Here is a 26,341-nt window from a genome sequence, read left to right on the forward strand (position 1 = left end):
TAGCGTCGCCGCTCCGGCGCGCCGGGCGCTCTGGATGCGGATCGCATGCGCCAGCGTTCACGGGGACGACGTCATGGCCTCGGAGCAATCAGGGAACCCAGGGGGAAACGACAACGATCCGGCCAGGAGGGCCGATCCGCCGCGGCATGCGTCGGAGCCGCCGCGGCGTGCGTCGGAGCCGCCGCGGCAGGTGTCGGAGCCGCCGCGGCAGGTGTCGGAGCCGCAGTGGCGTGCGTCGGGGCCGCCGCGGCAGGTGTCGGAGCCGCCGCGGCAGGTGTCGGAGCCGCAGTGGCGTGCGTCGGAGCCGCCGCAGCAGGTGTCGGAGCCGCAGTGGCGTGCGTCGGAGCCGCCGCGGCAGGCTTCGGAGCCGCCCGCGCGGAGATCCAGCGCGCCGGTGCGAGGGAGCGAACCGCCGCAGCGGATCAGCTCGGCGGCGCGCACGGCGAGCGCGCCGCGCCTCGAGGGCCCGCCGCCGGCGCCGCCGGACGACGCGGCCGGACAGGACCGGGGCGCCAGGATCGCCACCTGGGCGAAGCGCATCGGGATCGCGCTCGCGGCGCTGCTCGTCCTCGCCGCCGCGAGCGTCGTGCTCGTCGTCCGGCACTACGAGGCGGATCTCCCCTCGACCCGCGAGCTCAAGGATTACCGGCCCCCGCAGGTGACGCGCATCCTCGCGCGCGACGGGACGCGCCTCGGCGAGCTCTTCACCGAGCGGCGCACCGTCGTGCGCATCGGCGAGATCCCGAACCAGGTGAAGCTCGCCACGCTCGCCGCCGAGGACGCGGGCTTCTACGAGCACGCGGGGCTGAACTACCTCGGCATGCTCCGCGCCCTCGCGGTGAACCTCCGCTCGACCCAGACCAGGCAGGGGGCGAGCACGATCACGCAGCAGGTCGTGAAGAACGTCCTGCTCACGCCGGACCGGACCTACAAGCGCAAGGCGCGCGAGATCATCCTGGCCCGCAGGATCGAGCAGGAGCTCACGAAGGACGAGATCCTGGAGCTCTACCTCAACAAGATCTACTTCGGCCACGGCCGCTACGGGGTCGAGGAGGCGAGCCGCTACTACTTCGGCAAGAGCGTGCGCGACGTGACGCTCGCCGAGGCGGCGCTGCTCGTCGCCGTCGTGAAGGGGCCGTCGGTGTACTCGCCCCGCGCGAACCTCGAGCGCGCCGTGGCGCGGCGCGACTTCGTGCTCGACCAGATGCACAGGAAGGGCTTCGCGGACGAGGTCCAGGTCGAGCAGGCGAAGCGGGAGCCGGTGGTGCTCGCCATCGAGACCGAGTCGCTCGCCGAGCTCGCGCCCGAGGTCGTCAGCGAGGCGCAGCGCGTGCTGCGCGAGGTCGTCGGGCCCGCCGCGCAGCAGGGCGGATACACGATCACGACCACGATCGATCCGGCGCTGCAGGCGGCGGCGCGCGCGGCCGTCCGCAAGAACCTCGACGCCTACGCGAAGCGGCACAAGCTGTTCGGCCCGCTCGCGCGGACCAAGAAGGAGCCGCCGCCCTTCGAGGGGACGCCGGCCGGCCACAAGGTCTTCCGGGGGGTCGTGACCGGCGCCGACGACGCCCGAGGCACGCTCTCGGTGCGCGTGGGCACGCTGGACGGCACGGTCGCGCTCCGCGGCGCGCAGCGGTACAACCCGAACGGGCTCGCGCCGAGCAAGTTCGCCGACGTCGACAAGGTGGTGCGCGTCAGCCTGATCGGCCCCGCGCCGGAGCCGGTCGTCGAGGCGGCCGCGACGGGGCAGGACGAGGACGAGGACGCCGCCGACGCAGAGGCGAGGCGCGCCGCGCCCGCAGGCAGCCCGGCGAAGCCCGCGGCCCCGGTGCCGCTGCGGCTCGAGCTCGGACCCGAGGGCGCGCTCGTCGCGATCGACGTGCGGACGCGCGAGATCGTCGCCCTGGTCGGCGGCTACGAGGCGGTGCGCGGCGGGCTCGACCGCGCGACGTTCGCGCGGCGGCAGCCGGGGTCGACCTTCAAGGCGTTCGTCTACGGCTACGGGATCCACGCGCGCACGCTGACGCCGTCGACGATCCTCGAGACGAACCCGCAGGCCGTCGCGGGGTACAAGCCGCAGAACCACGACGAGAGCGAGGGGCAGTCGCCCGCGCGGCTGCGCGAGGCGCTGGCGCACAGCGTGAACGTGGCCGCGGTGTCGGCGATGTCGCGCGTCGGCCCCTCGAACGTGGTCGCCTTCGCCGGCGCGCTCGGCGTCCAGTCGAAGCTCGGCGCGGACCTGTCGCTCGCGCTCGGCGCCTACGAGGTCACGCCGCGCGAGATGGCGGCCGCGTACGCGAGCATCGCCGCGGGCGGCGTCTACGAGCCGCCGGTCCTGATCACGAAGATCGTCGGGCCGGGCGGGGCGGAGATCCCGCTGCCGCCGCGCCCCCCGGCGCGCCGCGTGATGGAGGAGCCGGAGGCGTACGTGCTCACGAGCCTGCTGACGTCCGTCGTGCAGACCGGGACCGCCAAGCAGGCGCGCTCGCTCGGGCGGCCGATCGCGGGCAAGACGGGGACGACGAACCAGTCGAAGGACACGTGGTTCGTCGGCTACTCGACCGACATCGCCTGCGCGGTGTGGACCGGCTACGACGACGCGGCGCCGCTCGGCAAGGGCGAGGCGGGCGCCACGGCGGCGCTGCCGGCGTTCGTGGATTTCATGAAGCAGGCGCACGCGAAGCGCCCGGTGGCCGACTTCCCGGTGCCGAGCGGCGTGGTGCGCGTGAAGATCGATCCGCAGACGGGCCTCCTCGCGCGCGAGGGGCAGGAAGACGCCGTCGAGGAGGTGTTCGTCGCCGGAACGGAGCCGGCCGAGGAGGCGCCGGTCCCCGAGGCGGACGCGGGCGCGGAGGCGGCCGACGGCGGAGCGCCGGAGGAGCTGCAAGGGGTCGTGCCGGCGTCGGGCGAGGGCCCGCGGCCGGCGGAGCCGGGGACGGCAGCGCCGGGGACGGCGCCGGCCGAGTCGGAGCACGCGCCGGAGCCGGGTCCGCTGCCGACCGGCGAGACGGCGCCGCCGCCGTTCTGAGCGGCCGCTCGGGCCGGTCGGCGCTCTACCTGGCGCTCTCCCCGGCGCTCTACCCCGGCGCCCCCGCCCGGGTCGGGCTGCCGGCGCCCGCGGCGATCTCGGGGAACGGGCCCGTGACGGCCAGCGTGAGGCCGTCTTCCTGCATGTTCACGAAGAGCGCCTTGCCGTCGGGCGAGAAGCACACGCCGGCGAGCTCGCCCGGGCTCCGCGCGTTGCGCGCGAAGTCGAAGATCTGCCCGTCCCTCGTCACGCCTCGCAGGTAGTTCCCCCGGCTGCCGTCCTCCGCCATGAAGAGCTCGCCCCAGGGGGCGACGGTGATGTTGTCGGGCGCGTCCAGCTCGTCCGTGCTCGTCGCGTGGGCGAGGACCTCGAGCGCGCCGCCGTCCCCGGCAGGGGCCAGCCGGAAGATCTGCCCGGCGCCGGCCGGGCCGCCGATCGTCGCGGAGACGTACACCACGCCCTGCGCGAGGCAGACGCCCTCCCCGCGCCGGAACAGCGCGGCCCCCTTGGCCTGCGCCTGCTTCCGGACCGTGTCGTCCCGCGGATCGGGATCGTCGATGTCGACCCACGCGATCTCGCGCGGCTCCCGCAGCGCCCAGCCCGAGGTGTCGGCCTTGCGGGCGCCGACGACGGCGAGCGCCTGCAGCTTGCCCTCGAACGGCGCAGCAGGATCCGCAGGCTTGAAGCGGTAGAAGCAGCCGTCCGCCCGATCCTCGGTCAGGTAAGCGATGTTCGTGGCGGGATCGACGACCGCCGCTTCGTGGAAGAAGCGGCCGTATCCGGCGAGGCGCTGCGGCGGCGCCACCCTCGATGCGTTCGCCGCGCACATGAAGACGTAGCCGTGGCGGGGGTCGACGTTCTCCTCGCACGTGAGCCAGCCCCAGGGGCTCGCGCCGCCGGCGCAGTTCCGGTTCGTTCCGGCGAGCACGAGGTTGCTCGAGCGGCGCTCGAGCGTCGCCGCGTCGAGCACGAGCCTCGTGACGCCGCCCATGCTCGCCGCGTCGTACGCCTCCGCCGGCGCGCTCTGCCCGGCCCGGTAAGGCCCGATCTTCCGGTCGGCGGGCCCGTTCTCATGATTCCTGAGCAAGATCCACGTGTTGTCCGGCCCAGGAAAGCACCCCATCCCGTCCGGCCGGCCGGGCACCCGGTAGCCGTCGTCCATGTCGCCGCCGGCGCGCTCGAGGATCCGGTAGGCGAAGCCAGCAGGGAGATCGAGGATGCCCGCGGGATCGGGGAGGAGCGGCCCGAACCGGCCGGCCGCGTTCTTCGTCCTCGGCCTCCGCGCGAAGATCAGGGAGAACGGCAGGGCCAGCGCCGCGGCCGCAGCCCCGCCGACGCGCAGGAACGATCGCCTCGGGACGCGTCGCTTCATGACGATGATCTATGTCGATCGGCCACCGCTCGAAAGCCGTCGGCGGCGAGCGCCGCGAGGCCGCCGCTCGGCCGATGCACGGAAACCATGCCGATCCGCGCGGGTGGACGCCTCGAGGCCGCGACAAGCTCGCCGGCACGCATGCCGCGGCGCGGCGTCACCCCGCTTGGCTTCCGTCGGGAACGGGGCGGACCAGGATCTTCGAGGAAACGCGGCCCACGAGCCGCCGCAGGACCTGCTTCGCGCCGATCGCGCCGCCGGCGCCCACCGCGAAGACGAGCGGCGCCGCAGCGCCGCCGGTGACCGCGACGAGGCCCGCCGCGAGCAGCACGCCGGCGCCGGTCGCCACCGCGCCCGTCGAGGCCTCCTGGGCCGCGTGCACCATCGCCTCCTGCCTCGTCATCTCGCCGCGCTGGAAGGCCGTGACCCCCTCGTACGCACCGAAGGCGCCGTCGATGACGAACCCGATCCCGGCCGCCTTGCCGGCGCCCTTCAGGATCTCCCGGCCCGCGGTCTTCATCACCTCGCGGGTCAGCGTCTTGGCCACCGCGGCCGACGCGCCGTCGGTGAGCGCCGCCTGGCCCGCCTGCCGCGCCGCCGCCTGAGCGACGAGCGCCCCCGCCTGCTTCCCGCCGTGATCCACGATGATCTTCGCCGTCGCCTGCGCCCCCACCGAGAGCCCCGGCGCGAACGCGTCCACGACCGCCGTGGTGTTCTCGACCATCGCGCGCCGCAGGCCCTCCCGCGCGCCCTCGTCGAGCAGCCCCTTGCCCGCCGCCGAGAACAGCGCCTCGGCCGCCCCGCGGACGGCGACCGCGCCGCTCCCTGCCACCGAACCAAGGATCTTGTTTCGTCGTGAGCTCATCTCGACCTCGCCGTCTGCGCGCGCCCCCGCCTCATCAAGGGGTAGCGCCCTGGGGCGGAAAGACAAGCTCAGCGCCGCGCGCTCCTTCCGTCGCTACGAGCGAGATCCGTTCCCGGCCGCCCCTGCACAGATGCGCTCGGCCGGCGCCGCGCAGAGGCCGCGCTCGCCGGCCCGCAGGTCCACCGTCGCGGCGCCGATCGCGCCGTCGCCGCGCGACGGCGGCGCCGACTCAGGCGCTCGCCGCCGGCGTGAAGACGGCGCGCACGCAGCCATCCTGCTTCTTCTTGAAGAGCTGGTATCCGCGCGGCCCCTCCTCGAGGCTCATCGGGTGCGTCACGAGGAACGAGGGATCGATCTCGCCGCGCTCGAGGTGCTCGAGCAGGCGCGGGATGTAGCGCTGGCCGTGCTGCTGCCCCATCCGGAAGACCAGGCCCTTGTTCATCGCAGCGCCCATCGGGAACTTGTCGATGTGCCCGCCGTAGACGCCGACGATCGACACCGTGCCGCCCTTGCGGCACGCCATGATCGCCTGGCGCAGCGCGATCGGGCGATCGGTCTCGAGCCGCATCGCCTGCTTGGCGCGGTCGTAGGCGTACTCGAGGCCTCGCCCGTGCGCCTCCATGCCGACCGCGTCGATGCACGCGTCGGGGCCGCGGCCCCCCGTCATGTCGCGGAGCGCCTCGCGGACGTCCACCTCCTCGTAATTGAGCACCTCGGCGCGGCCGCGCTCGCTGGCCAGCCGGAGGCGCTCGGGGAGCCGGTCGATGGCGATGACCCGCTCCGCGCCGAGCAGGTACGCGCTGAGGATCGCCATCTGTCCCACGCCGCCGGCCCCCCACACCGCGATCACGTCGCCGGGGCGGATACCGCACATGTCCGCGGCCATGTAGCCCGTCGGCAAGGCGTCGGCCGCGAACACCGCGCGGTCGTCCGGGACCGCCTCGGGGACCTGGAAGGCGCCCTGATCGGCGAACGGGACGCGCACGTACTCGGCATGGCTGCCGGCGATGCCGCCAAAGGCGTGGCTATAGCCGAAGATGGCGGCGGTCGTGTCGCCAAAGGCCTCGTCGAGCACGGCGTGGCTCGGGTTCGAGTTGTCGCAGAGCGACCAGAGCGCGTGCTCGCAATAAAAGCAATGCCCGCAGCCGACGATCGAGCAGACGACGACGCGGTCGCCCTTCTTCAGCTTGCTCACGTCCGGGCCGACCTCGACGACCTCGCCGACGAACTCGTGCCCGAGGATGTCCCCCTTCTTCATCGTGGGCACATAGCCATCGATGAGGTGCAGATCCGAGCCGCATACGGACGACATCCGCACGCGGAGGATGGCGTCGTGCGGGGCGAGGATCCGCGGATCCGGCACCGTCTCGACGCGGAGATCGTTCACCCCGTTCCAGCAGAGCGCGCGCATGGCCTCACCTCCCCAGCACGGCCCCGCCCAGCACGGCCGATCTCCGGCCGCTGGGCTGTCCGTCGATCGTCGGTATCTCCCCGGCCTCCATCAGCTGCTTGAAGTGGCGGAGGTCGTCCCTGAGCTGCTGATCCGGCTCCTCGCCGAAGACCTTCGCGATCGCCCGGCCGAGCGCGCCGGCCGGCGCCTTGTAGTCGAGCGTCACGCGGACCTCGGTGCCGCGGCCGCCCGGCGCCGGGACGAACCGGACCGAGCCCGCGTTCTCGATGTCCGCCGGCTCGCAGGAGCGCCACGCGATGAGCTCGTTCTCCCGGTCCTCGACGATCTCGGCCCGCCACGACACCGAGCCGCCGCCGGGCGCCCTCGCCGCCCACCGCGAGCGGCGATCGTCGATGACCTCGACCTCGGCGAGGTGCTCCATGAAGCGCGGTAAGTTCCCGAAATTGCGCCAGAATCTGTAGAGCTCGTCCGCGGGCTTCGCGACGGTCACGGCGCGCGCGACGCGCGTGGCCGCCGGGGCCAGCGCGCCGAACAGGCGGCCGACGCGCTGGCCGGCGCGCAGGAGCCGCGCGCGGGGTGGAGCGCGATCGTCGGGCGCGCCCGCGGCGCCGCGGCGGCCCGAGACGCCGTGCTGGATCAGCGCCCCGCCCGCGAGCGCGAGGACCAGGCCGGGCACGCTGCGGCGGGCGAGCCCGTACGCCACGAGGGCGCTGCCGCCGATCGTGGAGACCAGGCGCTCCGCCCTGCCCGCTGTTCTGCCCGCCCCGGGCTGGTCGCGCTCGACCAGCGGCGGCACCTCGGAGATCGGTTCGAGCATCGTCATGACACCCCTCCTCGCAACCTGGGCCGCAGCCCGGGTTCGCGGCGAGATCAGGCAAGGCGCGCGCCTGACCCGATCAGAAGCGCACGAGGAGGCGGGAGCCGAGGCCGACCGGCGACGGCGTGAGGGAGAGCTCCGCCACGGGAGGCTTGCCAGGCGCCGGCGAGGCGGCCTCGGAGGGGCTCAGCAGGAGCAGCGTGACGCCGGCGCCGATGCCGACCAGCCCGACGCCGGCGAAGACGCCCGCGAGCGTCGTGGCGGTCTTCCCCGTGTCGTAGTCCCCCTGCAGCGATCGCGGGCACACGTAGCCCCCGCCGCCGGCTGGGGAGCACCCGTCCTCGACCTTGGACAGCGCGCTGGCGCGCACGGCGAGCGCCACCGCGGTCGCGATCGCGCCCGCGCCGCCCACGCCGAGCGCGATGTAGCCGCCCGTGCGGACGCCGCTGGACGACGGCGGCGCGGGCGCGGCGTCCGGGGGGCGCGCGTCGCGCGCCGGGAGCGGCGCGGGCACGGTGAGCGTCACGTCCCGGCTCGCGCCCGGCGTGAGCTCGACGCGCTCCAGGATCGGCGCGGCGCCGCCGTAGAAGAGCTCGACCGTGTGCGCGCCGAGATCGCGCTCGAGCGCGACGCCGAGGAGCCTCGGATCGAGCGGCTTGCCGTCCAGCACCACCTGCACCGGCGACCGCCCCTCGGCGCCGTGCAGGCGGACGGTCAGCGTCCCGACCTTGTTGCCGAGCGCCCGGTACCGGAGCTCGGCGTCCTCGCTCCACCCGGCGTACTTCGCTTCGTTCGACTGGAGCGCGGCGCGCCGGAGATCCCACCAGTCGCGCCGCGCCGAGGCGTAGCGGCCCATCTCCTCCTCGCACTCGGCGATGTTCCGCAGCGCGCCGAGCCCCTCCGGGTAGATCTCCAGCGCGCTCCGGAAGGCGATGACCGCCTGCTCGCACTGGCCGGCGCTCCGCAGCTCGCGCCCGCGCGCGAACAGCGTCTTCGCGTCCTCCTCGGCGCCGATGGCGAGGGCCGGCGCCGGCGCGGCCGCGAGCAAGGCGGCGCCGCACAGCGTGATGAGCTGTCGCTCAAAGGATCTCACTCTTGTCGATCTCCTTGCGGCGCCGGGGAACGGTGGGCGGCGCGGGCTTGGCGGTGGCCGTGGCGCGGGGAGCGCCGCCTTCCGCCCCAGGACGCGGCTGGACCCCGCGCGGCCGCGCGGACGCGGTCGCCGCGGCGGAGGGAGCGGGCTCGCCCGCCGGGGCGACGGCGATCGGCGGCGCCGTCGCGGCGGGCGGCGGGGGCGGCGGCGGGCGCAGCGCGAGCTCCTGGAGCGCGCCGCGCACGCCGGGGGACAGGTGCCGCGCCGCCTCCGGCTCGGCGCGCGGGCCGCCGAGCAGGCGCCACGCGAGCGCGGTGGCGCCCGCGAGCGTGCCCAGGGAGGCGACCGCCACGGCGACGAGCGCCGCCGGCCGCCGCGCCGGCGAGGCCTTCGCGGGCGCGGGCGGCGGCGCCGCGAGCGCGTCGCGGTAGGCCCGGACCATCTCGCGGATCGAGGTGAACCGGCGCGCCGGCTCCTTCGCGAGGGCGCGGGAGAACCAGCCGTCGAGCCCCCGGGGGAGCGACCGCCGGACCTCGGTGGCCGGCTCGAAATCGCGGGTGCTGACCGCCACGATGAGCTCGGCGATGGTGTTGCCCTGGAACGGCGGCCAGTCGGTCAGCACCTCATAGGCGAGGACGCCGAGCGCCCACACGTCGGCCCGCGCGTCGACCGCGAGCGGCGAGGAGAGCTGCTCCGGGCTCATGTAGTTCGGCGAGCCCAGCATGACGTCGGCCTCCGTCTCGCGCGGCCGATCGAGGCCGAGATCGCCGTGCAGCGCCTTGGCGATGCCGAAATCGGCGACCTTCACCGTGAGCTCCGCGCCGGGATCGTCGAGGATCATCACGTTGGAGGGCTTCAGGTCGCGGTGCACGATGCCCATGTCGTGCGCGACGGTGAGCGCGTCCGCGATCTGATCGAGCATGTCCGCGAAGCGCCGCGGCTCGATCGGCCCCTTCTCGCGCACCTCGGCGAACAGCGTCCGACCCCGGATGTACTCCATCACGAGATACGGGATGTCGTCGTGCACGCCCGCGTCGTGGACGGCGACGATGTGCCGCGTGCGCGCGCCCAGGCGGGCCGAGATCTGGGCCTCGAACCGGAACCGCTCCAGGACGGTCCGGCTCCGCGTGGGGTCGCCGGTCAGCGAGACGCTGAGGAACTTGATGGCGAGCTCGGTCTTGAGCGTGACGTGGACCGCGAGCCAGACCTCGGCCATGCCCCCGCGCCCGAGCGGCCGGACCAGCCGGTACTTGCCGTCGACGATCTCGTCGGCCTCGTGCTGCCAGATGTCGGACTCGTCCGCGCCGACCGCGCGCTCCGCCGCGCTAAGGCTGACCCTGACGGTCGTCGGCAGGCGGGGCGAGTCAGCGTCCACACGCGAAGGATAGTGGATGCCGCGTGCAAGACTGGCACTTTTTGTCCGCCGGCGTCCGGCCGGTGTGGGCGGCGGTCAGCCGGGTGGCGGCCGCGCGCGCGGGCGCATCACTCGGCGGCGTCGGCGAACAGCTCCGCCGGCGGCTCCTCGAGGCGCGGCGGCGCGTGCGGGGCCGCCCGACCCACGCCGCGGTCGAGCGCGTCGCCGAGGAGCGCGCCCACGCCGGGGACGACGTTCTCGATCGCCGCGTCGGCCTCGAGCGGGTTGAGCCACCAGAACGGATTGAGCAGCCGGCGGAAATCGCGGAACGAGCGCGCGGGGCGGCTGACCTCCACGGTGAAGGCGAGCGTCCCCAGGTTGGCGTCGAGCCAGTCGTCCATGTCGCCGACCGTGGGGTACCAGTGCGCCGCCTGCCGGATCTCGTACGGCTCGCGCGGCAGCGCGCGGCAGAAGGCGTCGCCGAGCGCGCGGTACAGCGAGGCGCGCGGGTTGGGCGCGCCGGTGTGCGCCCAGGGGTAGAGCAGGAGGTTGCCGCAGCTGTGAAAGCCGAGCGCGAGCGCGGGCCGCGTCTCCAGCGCGACGTCGCGCAGCGCGCGCGACTCGGGCTCCGAGAACGCGTGCGGCCCGGTGTAATGCGGCGACCACCGGAGCCGCGACCCCGCGAACGGGTGCAGCGGCCGCGACGCGGACAGCGGCGCGAAATTCCGGTTCAGATCCACGCCGCGGGCATTGCACCGCTGCGACGCCCATCTCTCGCCGCGGAGGCGCTCCAGGTTGTCGGCGAACGCGTCGGGGTTGACCACCGGCATCACGACCAGCCGCGCGTGCGCGGCAATGCTGCCCCGGCCGCCCGAGAGGAGCGACCGGACCGCGTCGAGCAGCGCGAGCCCGCCGATCACCTCGACCCCGTGCATGAGCGACGTCAGCAGGAACGTCGGGCCCAGCGGGTTGCCGAAGTCAACCCGCCGTAACGGTCGTCCCTGGGTGGACGTCCCCACCGTCATTTCACGTCCGCCGTGCGCGCGCGCGAGGCGCGCCCAGGCGGCGTCGAGCTGCGGGAGATCGGCGTAACGACCGGAAAGATCGGGCGAGCGTGTCATCCCAGTGTCTCTTATGTGACACCGGAATGGCGATGGGCGCCAGCGGATTGAGGCGCCGCGCGGCGCGGCGGGGCGGCATTTCTCTCGTCGTCTTTGCGTCCGCTTCCGCGTCCGCGCTCGCCGAGATCAGGTGTGCGTCACCCGAGCGGCCGGTTGACCTTCCTCGTCGCGAGCAGGGCGAGGCCCTCGAACAGGAGGTGCGCGCCGAGGTGCAGGGTGATGTCGGCGTGGTCGAGCGCGGGGCACACCTCGACGAGATCCATGCCGACGAGGTTGATCCCCGCGAGGCCGCGGAGCAGCTGGATCGCGTCGCGCGAGGTGAGCCCGCCGGGCACGGGCGTGCCGGTGCCCGGGGCGTAGGCGGGGTCGATGCCGTCGATGTCGAACGAGATGTAGACGGGCGCGTCGCCGGCGGCGGCGCGGATGGCGGCCGCGATCGTGGAGGCGCCGTCCCGGTCGATCCGGTCCATGCCGTACAGGGTCGCCCCGGCGTGCGCCGCGAAGGCGCCCTCCTCCGGGTGGCCCCAGGTCGCGCGGATGCCGATCTGGTGGAGCGCGCCCCGGCCGATCAGCCCCTCGTCGATGGCGTTGCGGAACGGCGTGCCGTGGTGGAACGGCTCGCCCCACACCTCCGCCGTGCTCGTGTCGAGGTGGGCGTCCACGTGGACGACCGTGACGGGGCCGCGCCGTCGCGCGAGCGCGCGGAGCACCGGGAGCGCGATGGAGTGGTCGCCGCCGACGACGAACGGCACCGCGCCGGCGGCGAGCACCTCGTCGACCGAGGCCTGGACCAGCTCGCGCACGGACTCGGCGTGGAACGGGGGAAACGGCACGTTGCCGCCGTCGAGCACGCGGAGCGCGCGGAACACGTCGACGCCGTGGCCGGGGTGATAGGACTGCACGAGGGCGCTCACGCGGCGCAGCTCGTAGGGCGCGAACCGGGCGCCCGGGCGGTAGGTGACGCTCCCGTCCCACGGGACGCCGAGGAGCACGGCGTCGGCGCCGGCGTAGGCCGACGCGCCGGCTTCCTGGAAGCTCGCGGTCGGGAGGCGGAAGAAGGGAGTCTGCCCGTGCCGCAGGTACGCGGCGGCTCGTTGTTGCGACATGAGATCTCCTAAAGGCTCAAGAGGTCCAGGATCACGGCGCGGGCGCGCTCCGCGAGATCGGCCGCGCCGCCGTGATCGCCGAGCGGGGGGCCGAAGGTGATGTGAGCGCTCGCCTCGCGGCGGCTGGAGAAGCGGAGATAATGGGGGACGAAGGTGTCGTCGCCCGCCCAGCAGAGCTCCGGGGCATCGTAGGTGATCGCCGCAGGCACGATGGGGACGCCCGCGATCCGGGCGAGGCCGAAGATGCCTTTGCGGAAGGGGAGGACCTCCTCGCCGCGCGTCGTGGAGCCCTCCGGGAAATTCAGCACCGGGACGCCGTGGCAGAGGGCGCGGAGCGCCGACCGGAGCACGCGCGCCCCGCTCGCCGGGCGCCGCCGGTCGACGAGCAGCACGCCGAGATCGCGCGCGCGCTCGCCGACGATCGGCCAGCCGCCGATCTCCTGCTTGGCGATGGCGGTGCAGGGGGTGAGCGAGGCGAGGGCGATCGGGTCGAGGTAGCTGACGTGGTTGGCCACGAGCACGAACGGCGGCGCGGGGAGCGCGCCGGTCACGCGGACGCGCAGGGCGTGCATCGCGCAGAGCTCCCCGGCGATCGCGTGCAGGAGGCGCGCCCGCTCGCGGTCGCGCGAGGCGGGCAGCTCGGGCAAGAGGCTGGTCCGGAACACGGTGTCGAGCGCGAGCCCCATCACGCCGGAGACCCGGCTGACGACGGAGAGCGCCTCGGTCCACGGCCAGTCGCCCGCCGCCCCGGGGCGGCGGGCGGCGTCCAGCGGAGCGGTGGTCGTCATGAGGTCCGTCCGCCTCAGGCCACCGCGGCGATGCCGCCGTCCGCCGCGCGCGGCTCCCTCGCCTCGGCGGCGCGATCGACGAGCCCGACCCGCTCGAAGCGGGCCCGGAGCGCCATGAACGCGTCGCGATCGATGCGCGAGATGATGCGCGGGTGTCCGGTGCCGTAGAAGTCGGGGCGGACCTCGATCTCCTTGGCGCCGAGCATGGCGTGGAGCGCCCGCGCGGCGTGGTTGTCCTCCTCGACGGTGAACCAGCACGACTCCGCCCAGCCGAGGATCGACCCGACGAACGCCCGGAGCAGCGTGTGCGTGGCGCGGGAGCCCTGGTACTCGGGCAGGACGGCGAGGGTCGTGCAATAGACCTCCTTGCCGCGCGCGAAGGAGAGCAGGTAGCCCGCGGGCTTGCCCGCGGCCTCGACCATGAAGCAAGAGTCCTTGAAGAAATCGCAGCAAAGACGGATGTAATACCGCCCGAGCTCGCCCTCGCCCGCGCTTCCGAAGAGCGCCGCCTCGAGGTCCATCAGCGTCGAAAAGTCATCGCTTCGGAGCGTGCGCGCCACATAACGGCTCATCGTTGCGCCTCCTTGATTCTCATTGAATGATTGGTCGGCGCGCAGCATGCCGGCCGACGGTGGAGAACGCGTCACAGAATCCCCGAGGTTGGGAGGCACCCCGGGGACGACGGCGCGTCAGGACCGATGGGAGATCGCGTACGGAGGGTGCCAGATCGGCGAGCTCACCGTGGCTTGAGGCGCTCGAGCGCCGCGGACGGGATCTCGAGCGCGAGCCGGGCGGCGGCCCTCGCCGTGTCGAGGAGCGCGGCGAGGCGCGAGGCCGCGCGCCACCCGCCGGTCACGCCGGTCCAGCGCTTCATGGGCGAGAAGATGTTGCCGTCGGTGTGCGGCGCGGCGCGATCCAGGAAGGTCGCGCTCGTGATGTACGCCGCCAGCACGCGCTCGGTGAGGCCCGGGAAGGCGGTGTACGCCGCGGCGGTGACGCGGCCGCCGACGCCGACGTGCACCTCGCGCCGCGGCCGCTCGGCGAGGGAGACCATCGCGGCCGCGACCCGCTCGGGGTCGAGGACCGGCTGGATCGGCTGGACGGCGCGGCCGGTGTAGTTGCCGGCGTGCTGGTAGATCGGGGTGTCGACCGCCGCGGGCAAGAGGGAGCAGACGTGGATGTCCGGGGTGTTGACGAGCTCCTGCCTCAGGCAGGACGCGAGGCCGAGGACCCCGAATTTGGCGCTCACGTAGGCGCTCATCGTGGGCCCGCCGAACTTGCCGAGCGCGGAGACGTTGTTGACGAGCACGCCGGCGCCTTGCGCGCGGAAATAGGGCAGCGCGGCCCGCGCCCCGTGCACGTAGCCGAGCAGGTTCGTCTCGATGACCTGGCGGTAGGTCTCGTAGGGCGCCTCGTCGGCGCGCGCGTAGAGGAACACCGCGGCGTTGTTCACCCAGACGTCGATCCTGCCGAACACCTCGACCGCGGCGCGGGCGAGGGCCCTGACGGCGCACTCGTCCCGCACGTCCGTCGGCACGGCGAGCGCCCGCGCCCCGGCGCTGGCGCACTCGGCGGCGACCTCCTCGAGGGCCGACGCGTTCCGCGCGGCGACGACCACCCGCGCGCCGCGCCGCGCGAACGCGAGCGCCGCCGCCCTGCCGATCCCCGACGAAGCCCCGGTGATGACGACCACCGAATCGCGCACGCACTTCCGCATGACTGAACCCCTCCCGCGCGGTCTGTCCCGCACCGGGAGGGGAGCAACCCGCGGGCCACCCTGGCCCGGGGCGCGTCCAGGGATTCCGGGGCCGGCGCGCGGCGCGCGGCGCCGGGAACGCCGCAACGGGACGCGCGCCGCGCCGGTCCGCCCACGCGCGCGGCTCAAAGAGCTCCGCGCCGCGCGACCGAGCAAGCCCGCAGCGCGACGCCAGCGCTCTCCTGGTGCTCGGTGCGCATTCCGAGCGCGGCGATCATCCTCACTTGCATTCTTTGGAGACCCGGCAATTCCTTCCCCACCGCCTCAGGCCAGTACACAGGCACCTTCACGTGACCTCCGGTGGAAGAGAGCAGCGCCCGCAATCTCATCTGCCCCATCACCAGCCTTTTCTGGAAATGCCTGTGCTCGAGCAGCGCCCTCTCCGCGTGCGCCTCGATCGTCCTCGCCGGGACCACGCGATTCTGACCCAGCGCCTCGCGCAGCTGCCCCGTCAGCCCCTCCACCACGCTCGTCGCCCCCTGCACCCAGGGCATCTTGAAGACGTCGTGGATCGCCTCCACCGTTTCCTTCAGCTTCTTGTCCGCCATCACGAGCGGGCTCGCCGCGGCCACCAGCGCCTTCAGCGTCTCCACCTCATCGAACGGGAGCTCCAGCTCCCCGGCGACCAGCACGAGCGGCGGCACGAACGCCCCGTCCTCGCCCACGGCCTCCATCATCGCCTGCTCCAGGTCCTCCACCCGCATCGGCTGCCCGCGCGCGAGGATCGCCAGCACGTCCCGGCGATCCTTCGCCGACGGCCGCTTGCCCGGCGGCATGTCGTCGTCGAGCTCCTCGTCGTCGGGCCGCGGCTTCACGTCCGCGAGGATCTCCTTCCACGCCGGGTGCTTCCGGATCCTCGGCATCGCCGCGGGGCTGAACCAGAGCAGATCGACGATCTCACGCCCGCCGCGCCTCGGCGTGGGCGCGGGCGCGGCCGCCGCCGGGGTCGGCTCCGCCGGCGGCGACGCGGGGCTCCTCGGCGCAGGGCTCGAGCCCACCATGGATTCCACGACGGACTGACCGATGGAAGGCCTCCCGCCCGCCTCCAGCCGGCTCCACGGCCCCGCCGTCGCAGGCCCGGCGATCGGCTCCGCCGGCGGCGGCAGCACCACGAGCGGCGGGGGCGGCGGGCTCACGGCGAGCGGCGCAGGCGGCGGCGCCGGCTCGGCGGTGTGCGGCGGGCGACCACCCGGCCGGAACGGCAACGCGGCGTCCCCCGGCCTCGACGTCGGCGGCGCGGGCGCCTGCCGCGGCTCGCCCCCGCCCTGGAACGGCATCACCGGCGCCACCGCCGCGCTGACCTTGTCCCCCAGCTGGAGCGTCCCCTCCGCGTCCTCTTCCACCCCGCGCTTCTCCGCCGCATCCCTGGCCTCCGGCGGGGACGGCTTCGCCTCGTCGCTGGAGACGCGGCCGCCGGCGTCGCCCTCGAGCGTCACCGCGATGCGCCCCGCCTCGCTCGGATGCCTGAGCCCGATCCTTCCCCGCCAGACCACCGTGCACAGCCCACGATCGGCGTCGATCCACAGCGTGTCCGCGACGAGCGCCACCTCCTCGTGCTCCCCCGTGGCCCGGTGCGCGACCGCCCTCGGCCGGACGCCCGGCAGGTTCGTCACCAGGCGGGCGTGATCGGGGCTCAGGTTCTCGAGGATGATGTGCTCGTTGGGTCGGATCTGCTCCACCTGCTGGTCCAGGGGCGCCGCCAGGAAGTACACGGGATCGAGCCCCTCCGGCAGCGGCCGCTCCTCCCATCCGGGCTGCGGGAACTTCCCGGCCAGGTGTCCGAGCCACGATGTTCGCCCTGGCCAGCTCCGCCCGATCGGGGCGAAGCACACCGGCGCGAACGTGTCCGAGGGATTGACCACATGCATCCCGGGCGGCTGGAGGTTCGGGACCGTGACCCTGCCATACATGTCCGGGGGCGCGTCGAACCGCACGCCGACCGGGTTGCTCGTGTCGGGGCCCCCGGCCGCGCGCTCCCAGCAGAGAGGCATCTTGGTGAAGCCCTGTCCTTCGAGGAGCTGGCCGTCTCGCACCCGGAAGGCCCGGTCGCACCACACCTCGATCGACTTGTCGATGTCTCCCACCGCCACGCGGACCATCATCGATCGCATGGGACGCTTGCCCGGAGCGTACGCGTGCCCGACGAGCATCACGTCGGCGCGCGGTTTGTAGGGGACCCTGTCGCTCGGCGCGACGACGCTGCGCGCCGGATCGTCGTTCCAGTGCTTGTCCTCCTCGTTCGGCGCTTGCTGCTCCGCCGCGAGATACGACCTCCCAGGCACGAGCGCGAACGTCGCTTTCACGACGACGGTCTGCGCAGCTCTCCCGTCCTGCGACTGCCAGACGAACCCCGACGCCGGCAGCGGGCACAGCGACACCACGTCCATCGGACGCGAGCGTACGAGGATCGACCCGCAACGTTAAGACTTGAAATTCTACACGTCGCCTCCTCGTGCGTCGTCCCCCGGAGGGGACGCGAGGGGTGTGGCATCGTGGCCGCAGGGCGCCATTCTCGCTGCCACGGCCGAGCATTGTGCGTGCAATGGTGTAATTTTACAGATTCGATGATGTGTTGCTTCCGCCCCGCCATCGTCCACGGAGCGGCGCAATGCGCACACCCTGGCATCGCCTCGCGTCCAACGACCCTCGACGCCGACCCTCTACGCCGAACGGACCGCGCACGGCCATCCAGCGACGTTCGCCTGCACAGCAGGCCCTGGACAGTACACCAGATCTCGTGAGACGCTCCCCGGCGTATTCCCAGCCATGATTCGACTTGCCTGGTTCGACAGGAGCCTTGGACGCTCGCGAGCAGACGGAGCGGGCCGGAGCGCAGGAGGGCGCGAGGATGACGTTCGTAAAAAGCCATGGTGAGGATCCCTCGCAGGCGACCGCTGGTGGTTCGGCCAAGGGCGTCGGCAAGGCGGCCGGCGCCGCCGCGAGCCGCATCGGCGGGAAGAACCTCGAGGTCGAGGTCGCTTCGGGCGACGCGCTCGACGTGCGCAACTTCTCCGTACAAGAGCGGCTCTCGTCCCTGTTCGAGGTCAACCTGGTCGCGGTCTCGGACAACGCCAGCGTCGACTTCGACGCCGTCGTGGGCCAGCCGGCGCGCTTCACGCTGCGCGCGGGCGCGCACGACAGGTCCTGGTCGGGCCTCTGCAACCACCTCGAGCAGGTGCGGGTCGAGCCGGGCGGGCTCTCGACCTACCAGCTCACCGTCGTGCCGACGATGTGGCTCCTCACGCAGCGGAAGAACTACCGCATGTTCCAGCACACCTCCGAGCCGGACATCGCGCTCAAGGTGCTCAAGGAGTGGGGCATCGAGCCCGAGGTGCGGATCGACGGCGGCGCCTACAAGAAGCGGAAATACCGCGTGCAATACGCGGAGTCGGACTTCGCCTTCGTGAGCCGGATGCTCGAGGACGCGGGCATCGCGTACGCGTTCGAGCAGATCGGGGACGAGACGAAGCTCGTCCTGTCGGACGCGCCGCACGCGAACGTGAAGCGCGGGGCTCCGCTGATGTTCCTGGACGACGCGAGCCTCGTACGCAGCCACGGCATCTCGTTCGTGACCGACGTCCGGATGGGCAAGCGCGTGCGGCCGGGGAAATACACCCTGCGGGACCACGACTATCGCCGGCCGCCGGCCTACAAGCTGGTGGGCAGCGCGTCGGGCGGGCAGGGGCTCGAGGCGAAGCTCGAGCGCTACCAGTACACGCCGGGCGCGTTCCTCTTCGGCACGGATCAGGGCGACGCGACGCCGAGCGCCGACGACAAGGGCAAGGCGCGCACCGACGAGAAGGAGGCGGCGAGCCTGGCGCAGCGGCGGCTCGACGCGAAGCGCGGCAGCGCCAAGGTCTGCACCTTCGAGACGAACGCCCATGACCTCGCGCCAGGGAGCGTGGTGAGCATCGCGGGGCATCCGCACGAGGCGCTCGCCGAGAGCCGGACGCTGCTCGTCGTCGAGTCGTCGATGAGCGGGACCCATCACGGCGAGTGGTCGCATCGGTGCAAGGCGCGGGGGACGGACATCCCCTTCCGGCCGGAGCTCGTGACGCCGAAGCCGAAGGTGAACGGGGTCGAGAGCGCGACCGTGGTGGGGCCGCCCGGGGAGGAGATCCACACGGACGAGTTCGGGCGGGTCCGGGTGCATTTCCACTGGGACCGCGAGAGCCAGATGGACGACAGCAGCTCGTGCTGGATCCACGTGAGCCAGTCGTGGGGAGGCGCCGGGTACGGCGGGGTGACCTTGCCGCGCGTCGGGCAGGAGGTCCTGGTGGACTTCCTGAGCGGGGACCCGGACCGGCCGGTCATCGTGGGACGGGTGTACACGAACCTGCAGAAGGTGCCGTACAAGCTGCCTGACAACAAGACGCAGAGCGGGTGGAGGAGCAACTCCACGGGCGGGACGGGCGGCTACAACGAGATCATGTTCGAGGACGCGGCGGGGAGGGAGCTCGTCAATGTCCAGGCGCAGAAGGACCTGAACAAGCTCGTCAAGAACAACGAGACGGAGACGACGGGCGTCGATCGGACGCGTACGGTCGGGCACGACGAGGCGATCACGGTGGGGAACGACCAGACGATCGCGGTTGGGAACAATCAGACGATCACGGTCGGGAAGGATCGGGCCGCGGCGATCGGCGTCCAGGACTCGACGCTCGTGGGTAAGAAGCATACGGTCACGATCGAGCAACCCGCCGAGCCGCCGCCGAAGATCCCGCCCACCGGGACGGTGATGACGGATCAGTTCATCTCGCAGACGACGGGGCGGTCCACGCTCACGATGAAAGGGCCGGACGTGAGCCTGACGGCCGAGGGGAGCGTGTCGATCAGCGCGGGCGCGAACATCAGCATGAGCGCGGGCGCGAACATCCAGATCACCGCCGGCTCGACGATCCAGACGTCGGCGGGCGTGACGATCACGAACGCGGCGGGCGTGACGATCACGACCACGGCGGGCGCCGTCGTGGAGGTCAAGGCGGGCCAGCGCGCGACCGTGGACGCCGCGGCGGTGGAGGTCAACGGGGATACGGTCCTGATCGCGGCGTCGGGGGTGGTGGACATCGACGGCGAGTACATCGACCTCAACTGATCCGCCGCTGGACGGGCGCTGCCATGATCGTACGGAACTACACTCGTTTCTGGCCTTTCCTCTTCGACAGCGTCGATCCGCAGGGGCGCGAGTTCGGCGTCTTCGTGCTGCGCGGGGCGTTCCGCATCGTCCCTGGAGGCGTCGCGCAGCTCGATCCGGAGCAGCCCGAGGTGTCCGGAGGGGACGTGTTCCACGGGGACGCGGGCTCGTCGAGCCTGCGCATGGAGGGCGATCTCGCGCCGTTCAAGCAGCGGAGCGACATCCACATCAACGCGACGGCGCACGCGCCGGGGGGCTGGCCCGCGCCGGCGTGGTTCGTCCGCGCGCGCGTCGGCAAGGTGGACAAGACGCTCCGCGTGACGGGGCCGCGGCGCTGGGTGCGCGAGGGCGGCGACTACCGCCTCACCGACCCCGAGCCTTGTCGCGAGGTGCCTATCCGGTACGAGCACGCGTTCGGCGGGACCTTCCAGGACGCGTGGGGGGCCCGCCACGCCTTCGAGCAGAATCCCGTCGGCAAGGGCTATCTCCCCGAGGGGAAGGCGCCGAGCGACGTCACGTTCGAGGCGCCGCAGATCGAGTCGCCCGATGACCCCGTCACCGAGCTCGGCCGGATCCACAAGCCGGAGGGGCTCGGCCCGATCCCGGGCGTCTGGCTGCCGCGGCGCGGGTACGCCGGGACCTACGACGAGGCGTGGCAGGCGGAGCGCTGGCCGCACGCGCCGCTCGATTTCGATTACCGGTTCTACAACAGCGCTCATCCGGATCTCGTCTATCCGGGTTATCTCCGCGGCAACGAGGAGATCGTCCTCGAGAACCTGCACCCGGACGGGGCGCTCGAACTCCGGCTCCCGGGCTACGAGCTCGGGTTGCTGGCGTTGCTCGAGACGGGCTCGCGCGCGGTGGTGCCGATGCTCCTCGACACGCTGATGATCGACGTGCCGGAAGGGCGCCTGTTCATGACATGGCGCGGTGCGTACAGCAAGAGGCGCCCGATCCAGGCGCTCGAGGCATGCATGGCGGCGCCGGGAGGGACGACTCGTGGCCGAGAATGAAGCGCTTTGCAAGACGGGGAACGCGTGGGTCGTCTGCACCGAGCCGGATGTCTGCAAGACGCCCATCGGCGACGAGATGAAGCCGGTGCCGTATCAGATCCGCGCCTGCCTGGCCGCCGGCGTGGACGAGGCGACCACGGTGAGGCTCGGGACGTTCGACACCGCGACGATGGCGAGCCGGATCACCACCGTCCAGGGCGACGAGCCGGGGACGGGCGGCGGCGTCAAGAGCGGCGTGAACCTGGGGTACTGCCGGCCGGTCACGCACAGCACGACCGTCCACGCGGGAGGGGCCAACGTCACCTATCACACATCGCTGTACGCGATGAACTGTGCGGGCCCGGACGGGCCGGAGAACACGTTCGGCAAGGCAGTGTTCATGGCCCACGGGTTGGCGCCTTATGCAGGGCCGCTCGTGGATCTCAACAAGATGCGCGAGGAGGCCGAGAAGAGCTGGTGGGAGAAGGCCTCGGACTGGGTCCACACCGGGCTCGATATCGTCGGCTTCATCCCGGGCCTCGGGGAGATCGCCGACGGGCTCAACGCGGCCATCTACCTCGCGGAAGGCGACTATCTGAACGCGGCCATCTCCGCGGCGGGGATGATCCCCTTCGGGGGCGCGGCGGCCACGGGGGGGAGGCTGGCCGCAAAGGCGGGCAAGGCCGTCGCGGAAGCGGTCGGCAAGGAGGGGGCGCAAGAGGCGGCGCAGCAGCTCGGGAAGCAGGGGGCGGAGCAGCTGGGGAAGCAGGGCGCCGAGAAGGCGGGGAAAGAGGGCGCCGAGAAGGCGGGGAAAGAAGGCGCCGAGAAGGCGGGGAAAGAAGGCGCCGAGAAGGCGGGGAAAGAAGGCGCCGAGAAGGCGGGCAAGAAGGGCGCTGACGACGCCGCCGGCGGAGGTGCGAAGAAGCCGAAGAAGGGCAAAGACGGGGTCGTGGTCAAGGGGACCCCCGGCAAGGGAAGCAAAGCGGGGGGCGGGAGAGGGCGCCCGAAGCGCCCCCGGAAACGCAAGAGCTCGTCCGGGCAGCCGTCGCGCAAGCGGAAACGCGAAGGGCATCCCGTCGACGTGGCGACGGGCGAGGTCGTCGACGAGGCGACGGATCTCTCGCTGCCCGGCGTCATTCCGCTCGTCTTCGAACGTCGCTATGCCTCTTCACGCCACGACGACCGCGACGCGGCGCTGGGGCCGGGGTGGGTCCACAGCCTCGAGGAGTGGATCGAGGAGGGCGAGGAGACGATCGACCTGCACGACGGCGAAGGTCGATGGATCTACTTCGACAAGGTAGGCGCCGGCGAGGCATCGTTTCACCGCGGCGAGCGGCTCGAGCTCCGCGTCGGCCTCGACGGGAGCTATCGCGTCTACAGCCCAGAGAACCGTGTCACCCGCGTCTTCGCCGGCCCGGGGCGCGAGGCGCTGCTCCGCTCGATCGAGGACGCGAGCGGCAACGCGATCACGCTCGACTACCAGGAGGGCTTGCTCTCGCGCGTGGTAGACACGGCCGGGCGCGAGGTCCTCTTCACGTGGGACCGCGGCCGGCTCGCGCGGCTCGACGTGCGCGTCGACGGCCGCGTCGAGCAATCGGTGGGCTACCGGTATTCGAACGCCCGAAACCTCGCCGCCGTGGTCGACGCGCTCGGGAACGCCGAGGAGTACGAGTACGACGGCGCAGATCGGATGATCTCCGCCCGGCTCAAGAACGGCGCGCGCTTCCAGTATACCTACGACGACGAGAGCGGGCGTTGCGTGCGGACGTGGGGACCCGATGGCCTGCACGAGGTGGAGCTGTACGCCGACGAGCGGACGCGGACGACGAGGGCGGAGAGCGAGGAGCCGAAGATCTATACGTGGGACGACGACGGACTCGTCACGCGCGAAGAGACGACGACGGGCGTCGTCTTGGCGGAGCGCGAGTACGATGAGGATGGCCACGTCGTCGAGGAGCGCAACGGCGCGGGGAACGCCGCGCGCTTCGAGCGCGATGGGCGCGGAAACGTCGTGCGGGTGGTGGATCCGGCGGGCAACGTGACGGCATGGACGTACGAGGGCGATCTTCCCGTCAAACGCACCGGACCCGACGGGCTCGAGACGCTTTACACGCACGACGCCCGCGGGGACCTTATCGGGATTCAGTATCCGACGGGGGTCACGTACAAGCTCTCGCACGACGACCGAGGGCGCCTGTGTTCGATCGAGGGGCCCGAGGGGCCCGTCGTGCGGTATGAATACGACGCCCGGCACAATGTGATCGCCGAGACGGACGCGCGCGGAGCGCGGACCACGTTCGAGTACGACACGCTTGGGCGTCCCGTGTCGATGACGGACACGCTCGGGAGGGTGACGCGGCTCACGTACGACCGGCTGGGCAGGCCGATCGAGATCCAGCGTCCGGATGGAACGATCGCTCGGCACGCCTACGACGCGCAGGGCAACCTCGCGCGTATCACGGATGCCCTCGGACATGTGACGACGATGGACTATGCCGGCACGGGCGTGCTCACGCGTATCACGCAGCCCGATGGGCACACGTGGTCGTTCCGGTATACGCCAAAAGAGCGGCTCCGGGAGATCGAGAACCCTCGCGGCGAGAGATATGCGTTTGCGCGCGATCTCGCAGGTCGTGTCGTCGAGGAGCGAACATTCGACGGGAGGGTGTTGAAGTACGATTATTCGAAGGCCGGCAATCTGTCTCGAATCGACTATCCGGACGGGAGCTTCCGAGCATTCAATCACGACAAGCTCGGCAACGTCGCCTTCGAGCGGTCGACCGACGGGATAGCGACGTATTTGCGCGACGCGTTCGGGCGGCTGCTCGGCGCGGTCGTGGAGGAGGGGGAGCGCAAGGTCGTCACGATGTTCGAACGAGACAAGCTCGGGCGGATCGTGACGGAGCGGCAGGGAGACAAGGCGCTTCGGTTCGAGTACGACGCGCTCGGGCGGCGGACCAAGCGGGTGCTGCCGAACGGGGCGACCACGAGCTATGTGTACGACGCGCTGGATGCTCTGATCGCCGTGGAGCACGACGGCTATCGGATGGAGATCGAGCGCGACGTGCTCGGACGGGAGGTCTGGCGCGGTCGTCCGGATGAGCAGGTGTCGATTCGGAGCCGGTACGACGCGATGGATCGGCTCATCGAGCAGAGAGTATCGGCGTCGGCGCCCGGGGCGGAGATCACCAAGGATCTCGTCGAGCGGAAATGGAGCTACGACGCGCTCGGGCGCGTGGCGCGGATCGAGGACGGTCGATGGGGCGTGACCACGTACCGCTATGACCGGATCGACCAGCTCCTCGAGGCGCAGCGCGGCTCATTGCGCGAGGTGTTCGCGTACGACGCGGCGGGCTCGCTGCAGAGGATGCTCGAAGGGCTCGAAGCTCAGTCGGGGTCGCCGGAATGGGAGATCGCCCCGGGAGACCTTCTGCGACAGACGGGCAAAGCCAAATATACGTATGACGAGCGGGGGCGGCGCGTCGTCAAGCTCGACCTCAGCGCTCGCGCAGGCGGCGCCGAAGGCGCAGCGACCGAGTACACGTGGGACTGTCGCGATCGGCTGCGCGAGGTGCGGCGGCCGGACGGGACGCGGGTGCGTTTCTCCTACGACGCGTTCGGGCGGCGAGTCCGAAAGGAGATCGTGCCGACGGGCGCTGAGGTGGCCGACCGTACGGTAGAGTTCGTCTGGGACGGGAATGAGCTGGCGGCGGATCTGGAGCGGACGCGCGGAGCTCGGGTGTTCGTGCACGACCCAGGGACGTTCGTGCCGCTCTTGCAAGCGGAGCAGGGGCAGGTGTTCGCGGTGGTAAACGATCACCTCGGGATGCCCAAGGAGCTCGTGGATCCGGACGGGCGGGTGGCCTGGTCGGCGGCGCACTCGGCGTGGGGGCGGGTGGTCGAGGTCTTCAGGGATCCGGCGGCGCAGCGCGCGGTGCCGGTGGAGAGCCCGTTCAGGCTGCTGGGGCAGTATTCGGACGAGGAGACAGGGTTGTGCTATACGCGATTCCGGTACTTCGATCCGGAAGTGGGGCGATGGTGCAGCGCCGATCCGCTCGGCATCCGTGGTGGAGCACGGCTGTACGCGTTCGACGGCGCGGCCACGCTGGAGGTCGACCCGCTCGGGCTGTCGAAGCTGAACCTGGGTGCCGGCGACAATCCCATGAGAGACGCGGTGAACGTCGATCTCAACCCCCGGCATCCGGACGTCACTTCGGTCGACGCGAACATCATGCCCTACGCCAACGACGCTTTCGATAGCGTGCACGCCATCAATCCCCACGGGTTCAATCCTGTGTCTGACGAGGTCGCTCGCGTGCTGAAGCCAGGCGGCCAGCTCGTCGTCACCGTCAATTCAAGCGCGAACCCCTACACGCCAGGGAAGAGAAAGGCGCCGATCTCCGAAGCGCTCGAGCTTGTCGAGGGGCCGGTTCCCCTCAAGCCCGAGCACGACTTCGGCACAATGAAGAGGACGGACGGAGGGCCGCTCGACAAGACGAAGCTTCAGTCTTACGTCTTCAAGAAGAAGCAGAGCAACCCGCCGTCTTCCGGCAAATGCGGGAAATAGCGATGCGCATGGATGAGCAGGTCACCCTGACCGGAGACGATTTCGAGCGAATCGACCCTTACGAGGCGTACATATCCTTCGATATTCCTCGCCGCCTGCCCGAAGATGTCGTCTTCTGGATGTGGGGATGCTCGGTGGACATCGACGACAAGCGCGCGAATTGCTATGTAAAGGACTACGCCCCGCTCACCTTTTGTAATGTCGAACGGCTCGAGATCGCCCTGTCTCTCCACGATTTGCGAGGCGAGTTCATCAGGGATCGCGACGGAGAGATCGTCACGCTCAGGCGGGAGTGGCATCGCGAGCCGCTCATGGGCGGTCGCAAGTACGAGTTCCAGAGCGAGTGCATATGGCCGCTGGCCATATGCGACGTTTCCGTCTGGTGCAGCGGCTCGGTGTCGTTGGATCTGCGGAAGGCGCGGCTGATCACCGACGCGACGCCGATGGACCGCGAGTTCCCCCCCGAGCTCCGGGATCGAGTCCGCCGCAACGCGCACTTCGTGGCCGAGTGCGATCCGGGCACGGAGCATGCCGTGGCAGGCAAGCTCCAGGAAGCATGGAATGCGATCGAGGAGGCAGGACGCTCCAGCGCTGGATGGCGAGCTTTCCCCATGCCCAGCTGGCTATCGGAGGCGATTGACAGGGCCCCTCTGCAGGGTGAGGAGCCGTGGACCTTCGACAAATGGATCCGTCGGGCCATTGGCGATGAGCGGAAGTGGACGATCCGGTGTATTCGGGCGGAGCCGAATCGCGTCGTTGTCGAGGTGGAATCCATTGGATGGCCGTTCGAGCACCGCGCGTTGAACGCCCTGATGATGGCGGCAGGCGCGAGGGCGATCCATCGGTTCCCCGAAGAGCCACGTGGTTCATGAGCCCGGCCCATCCGGAGCCGTCGTCTGTAGACGGCCGCCGCGATCCGCGGGTTCGGATCGCGATG

18 protein-coding genes are annotated in these 26,341 nt (G+C 71.7%); 5 read left to right on the forward strand and 13 right to left on the reverse strand.

The window, feature by feature from the left end:
* Positions 1–71 precede the first annotated feature (71 nt).
* Positions 72–383, reverse strand: a complete 312-nt coding sequence (locus WMF26_RS00200) for a hypothetical protein (RefSeq protein ID WP_438002501.1) — start codon at positions 381–383, stop codon at positions 72–74.
* Between the two features lie 11 nt (positions 384–394).
* Here WMF26_RS00200 and WMF26_RS00205 point away from each other — a divergent pair, with 11 nt between their 5' ends.
* A complete protein-coding gene (locus tag WMF26_RS00205; protein ID WP_437998641.1) occupies positions 395–3,028 on the forward strand; it encodes a penicillin-binding protein 1A in 2,634 nt (877 codons plus the stop codon).
* A gap of 49 nt (positions 3,029–3,077) precedes the next feature.
* On the opposite strand, the gene WMF26_RS00210 is transcribed toward WMF26_RS00205, so the two are convergent.
* The 12 genes from WMF26_RS00210 to WMF26_RS00265 all read right to left on the reverse strand — a co-directional run bounded on the left by WMF26_RS00210 (position 3,078) and on the right by WMF26_RS00265 (position 17,098).
* The gene (locus tag WMF26_RS00210; protein WP_437998642.1) at positions 3,078–4,400 is read right to left on the reverse strand and encodes an alkaline phosphatase PhoX; all 1,323 of its coding nucleotides are present in this window, start codon (positions 4,398–4,400) and stop codon (positions 3,078–3,080) included.
* A 157-nt stretch (positions 4,401–4,557) separates the two neighbouring features.
* Positions 4,558–5,265 (reverse strand): hypothetical protein, encoded by a 708-nt coding sequence (locus WMF26_RS00215; RefSeq protein ID WP_437335234.1) that lies wholly within the window; start codon positions 5,263–5,265, stop codon positions 4,558–4,560.
* A 229-nt stretch (positions 5,266–5,494) separates the two neighbouring features.
* Positions 5,495–6,676 (reverse strand): zinc-dependent alcohol dehydrogenase, encoded by a 1,182-nt coding sequence (locus WMF26_RS00220; protein WP_437998643.1) that lies wholly within the window; start codon positions 6,674–6,676, stop codon positions 5,495–5,497.
* 4 nt (positions 6,677–6,680) lie between these two features.
* Complete coding sequence (locus WMF26_RS00225; RefSeq protein WP_437998644.1) at positions 6,681–7,499, reverse strand: SRPBCC family protein; 819 nt, start codon at positions 7,497–7,499, stop codon at positions 6,681–6,683.
* A 73-nt stretch (positions 7,500–7,572) separates the two neighbouring features.
* The gene (locus WMF26_RS00230; RefSeq protein WP_437998645.1) at positions 7,573–8,586 is read right to left on the reverse strand and encodes a tetratricopeptide repeat protein; all 1,014 of its coding nucleotides are present in this window, start codon (positions 8,584–8,586) and stop codon (positions 7,573–7,575) included.
* The gene (locus WMF26_RS00235; protein WP_437998646.1) at positions 8,573–9,961 is read right to left on the reverse strand and encodes a serine/threonine-protein kinase; all 1,389 of its coding nucleotides are present in this window, start codon (positions 9,959–9,961) and stop codon (positions 8,573–8,575) included. Before WMF26_RS00235 ends, WMF26_RS00230 begins: the two co-directional genes overlap by 14 nt.
* A gap of 107 nt (positions 9,962–10,068) precedes the next feature.
* Positions 10,069–11,061 (reverse strand): M14 family metallopeptidase, encoded by a 993-nt coding sequence (locus WMF26_RS00240; protein WP_437998647.1) that lies wholly within the window; start codon positions 11,059–11,061, stop codon positions 10,069–10,071.
* Positions 11,062–11,198: 137 nt separating this feature from the next.
* Positions 11,199–12,167: an agmatinase gene (gene speB, locus WMF26_RS00245; RefSeq protein ID WP_437998648.1), complete on the reverse strand. Its 969-nt coding sequence runs from the start codon at positions 12,165–12,167 to the stop codon at positions 11,199–11,201.
* Positions 12,168–12,175: 8 nt separating this feature from the next.
* Positions 12,176–12,955: a lysophospholipid acyltransferase family protein gene (locus WMF26_RS00250; RefSeq protein ID WP_437998649.1), complete on the reverse strand. Its 780-nt coding sequence runs from the start codon at positions 12,953–12,955 to the stop codon at positions 12,176–12,178.
* A gap of 14 nt (positions 12,956–12,969) precedes the next feature.
* Positions 12,970–13,527, reverse strand: a complete 558-nt coding sequence (locus WMF26_RS00255) for a GNAT family N-acetyltransferase (protein WP_061622093.1) — start codon at positions 13,525–13,527, stop codon at positions 12,970–12,972.
* 164 nt (positions 13,528–13,691) lie between these two features.
* Positions 13,692–14,672 carry an SDR family oxidoreductase gene (locus tag WMF26_RS00260; RefSeq protein WP_061622094.1) on the reverse strand — a complete coding sequence of 327 codons (981 nt, stop codon included), beginning with the start codon at positions 14,670–14,672 and terminating at the stop codon, positions 13,692–13,694.
* A 164-nt stretch (positions 14,673–14,836) separates the two neighbouring features.
* Positions 14,837–17,098, reverse strand: a complete 2,262-nt coding sequence (locus tag WMF26_RS00265) for a DUF2169 family type VI secretion system accessory protein (protein ID WP_437998650.1) — start codon at positions 17,096–17,098, stop codon at positions 14,837–14,839.
* Between the two features lie 461 nt (positions 17,099–17,559).
* Between WMF26_RS00265 and WMF26_RS00270 the strand changes: the two genes are divergently transcribed.
* Genes WMF26_RS00270 through WMF26_RS00285 form a run of 4 tightly spaced genes read left to right on the forward strand, consistent with a single transcriptional unit; the run spans position 17,560 to position 26,276 of the window.
* Positions 17,560–19,806 carry a type VI secretion system Vgr family protein gene (locus WMF26_RS00270; RefSeq protein WP_437998651.1) on the forward strand — a complete coding sequence of 749 codons (2,247 nt, stop codon included), beginning with the start codon at positions 17,560–17,562 and terminating at the stop codon, positions 19,804–19,806.
* 23 nt (positions 19,807–19,829) lie between these two features.
* Entirely contained in the window at positions 19,830–20,858 is a 1,029-nt protein-coding gene (locus WMF26_RS00275; RefSeq protein WP_437998652.1) for a DUF2169 family type VI secretion system accessory protein, read from the forward strand.
* Positions 20,845–25,404 (forward strand): PAAR-like domain-containing protein, encoded by a 4,560-nt coding sequence (locus tag WMF26_RS00280; RefSeq protein WP_437998653.1) that lies wholly within the window; start codon positions 20,845–20,847, stop codon positions 25,402–25,404. Before WMF26_RS00275 ends, WMF26_RS00280 begins: the two co-directional genes overlap by 14 nt.
* 8 nt (positions 25,405–25,412) lie before the next feature.
* On the forward strand, positions 25,413–26,276 hold the full coding sequence (locus tag WMF26_RS00285) for a hypothetical protein (RefSeq protein WP_437998654.1): 864 nt from the start codon (positions 25,413–25,415) through the stop codon (positions 26,274–26,276).
* Positions 26,277–26,341 lie beyond the last annotated feature (65 nt).

It is taken from the genome of Sorangium sp. So ce185 (genome assembly GCF_051526825.1).
Lineage (GTDB): Bacteria > Myxococcota_A > Polyangia > Polyangiales > Polyangiaceae > Sorangium > Sorangium cellulosum_D.

Coding starts and splice junctions, on each gene's coding strand:
- WMF26_RS00210 (WP_437998642.1), bottom strand. CDS start 4,400: ATGAAGCGACGCGTCCCGAGGCGATCGTTCCTGCGCGTCGGCGGGGCT.
- WMF26_RS00215 (WP_437335234.1), bottom strand. CDS start 5,265: ATGAGCTCACGACGAAACAAGATCCTTGGTTCGGTGGCAGGGAGCGGC.
- WMF26_RS00220 (WP_437998643.1), bottom strand. CDS start 6,676: ATGCGCGCGCTCTGCTGGAACGGGGTGAACGATCTCCGCGTCGAGACG.
- WMF26_RS00225 (WP_437998644.1), bottom strand. CDS start 7,499: ATGACGATGCTCGAACCGATCTCCGAGGTGCCGCCGCTGGTCGAGCGC.
- WMF26_RS00240 (WP_437998647.1), bottom strand. CDS start 11,061: ATGACACGCTCGCCCGATCTTTCCGGTCGTTACGCCGATCTCCCGCAG.
- speB (WP_437998648.1), bottom strand. CDS start 12,167: ATGTCGCAACAACGAGCCGCCGCGTACCTGCGGCACGGGCAGACTCCC.
- WMF26_RS00250 (WP_437998649.1), bottom strand. CDS start 12,955: ATGACGACCACCGCTCCGCTGGACGCCGCCCGCCGCCCCGGGGCGGCG.
- WMF26_RS00255 (WP_061622093.1), bottom strand. CDS start 13,527: ATGAGCCGTTATGTGGCGCGCACGCTCCGAAGCGATGACTTTTCGACG.
- WMF26_RS00260 (WP_061622094.1), bottom strand. CDS start 14,672: ATGCGGAAGTGCGTGCGCGATTCGGTGGTCGTCATCACCGGGGCTTCG.
- WMF26_RS00265 (WP_437998650.1), bottom strand. CDS start 17,098: ATGGACGTGGTGTCGCTGTGCCCGCTGCCGGCGTCGGGGTTCGTCTGG.
- WMF26_RS00270 (WP_437998651.1), top strand. CDS start 17,560: ATGACGTTCGTAAAAAGCCATGGTGAGGATCCCTCGCAGGCGACCGCT.
- WMF26_RS00275 (WP_437998652.1), top strand. CDS start 19,830: ATGATCGTACGGAACTACACTCGTTTCTGGCCTTTCCTCTTCGACAGC.
- WMF26_RS00285 (WP_437998654.1), top strand. CDS start 25,413: ATGGATGAGCAGGTCACCCTGACCGGAGACGATTTCGAGCGAATCGAC.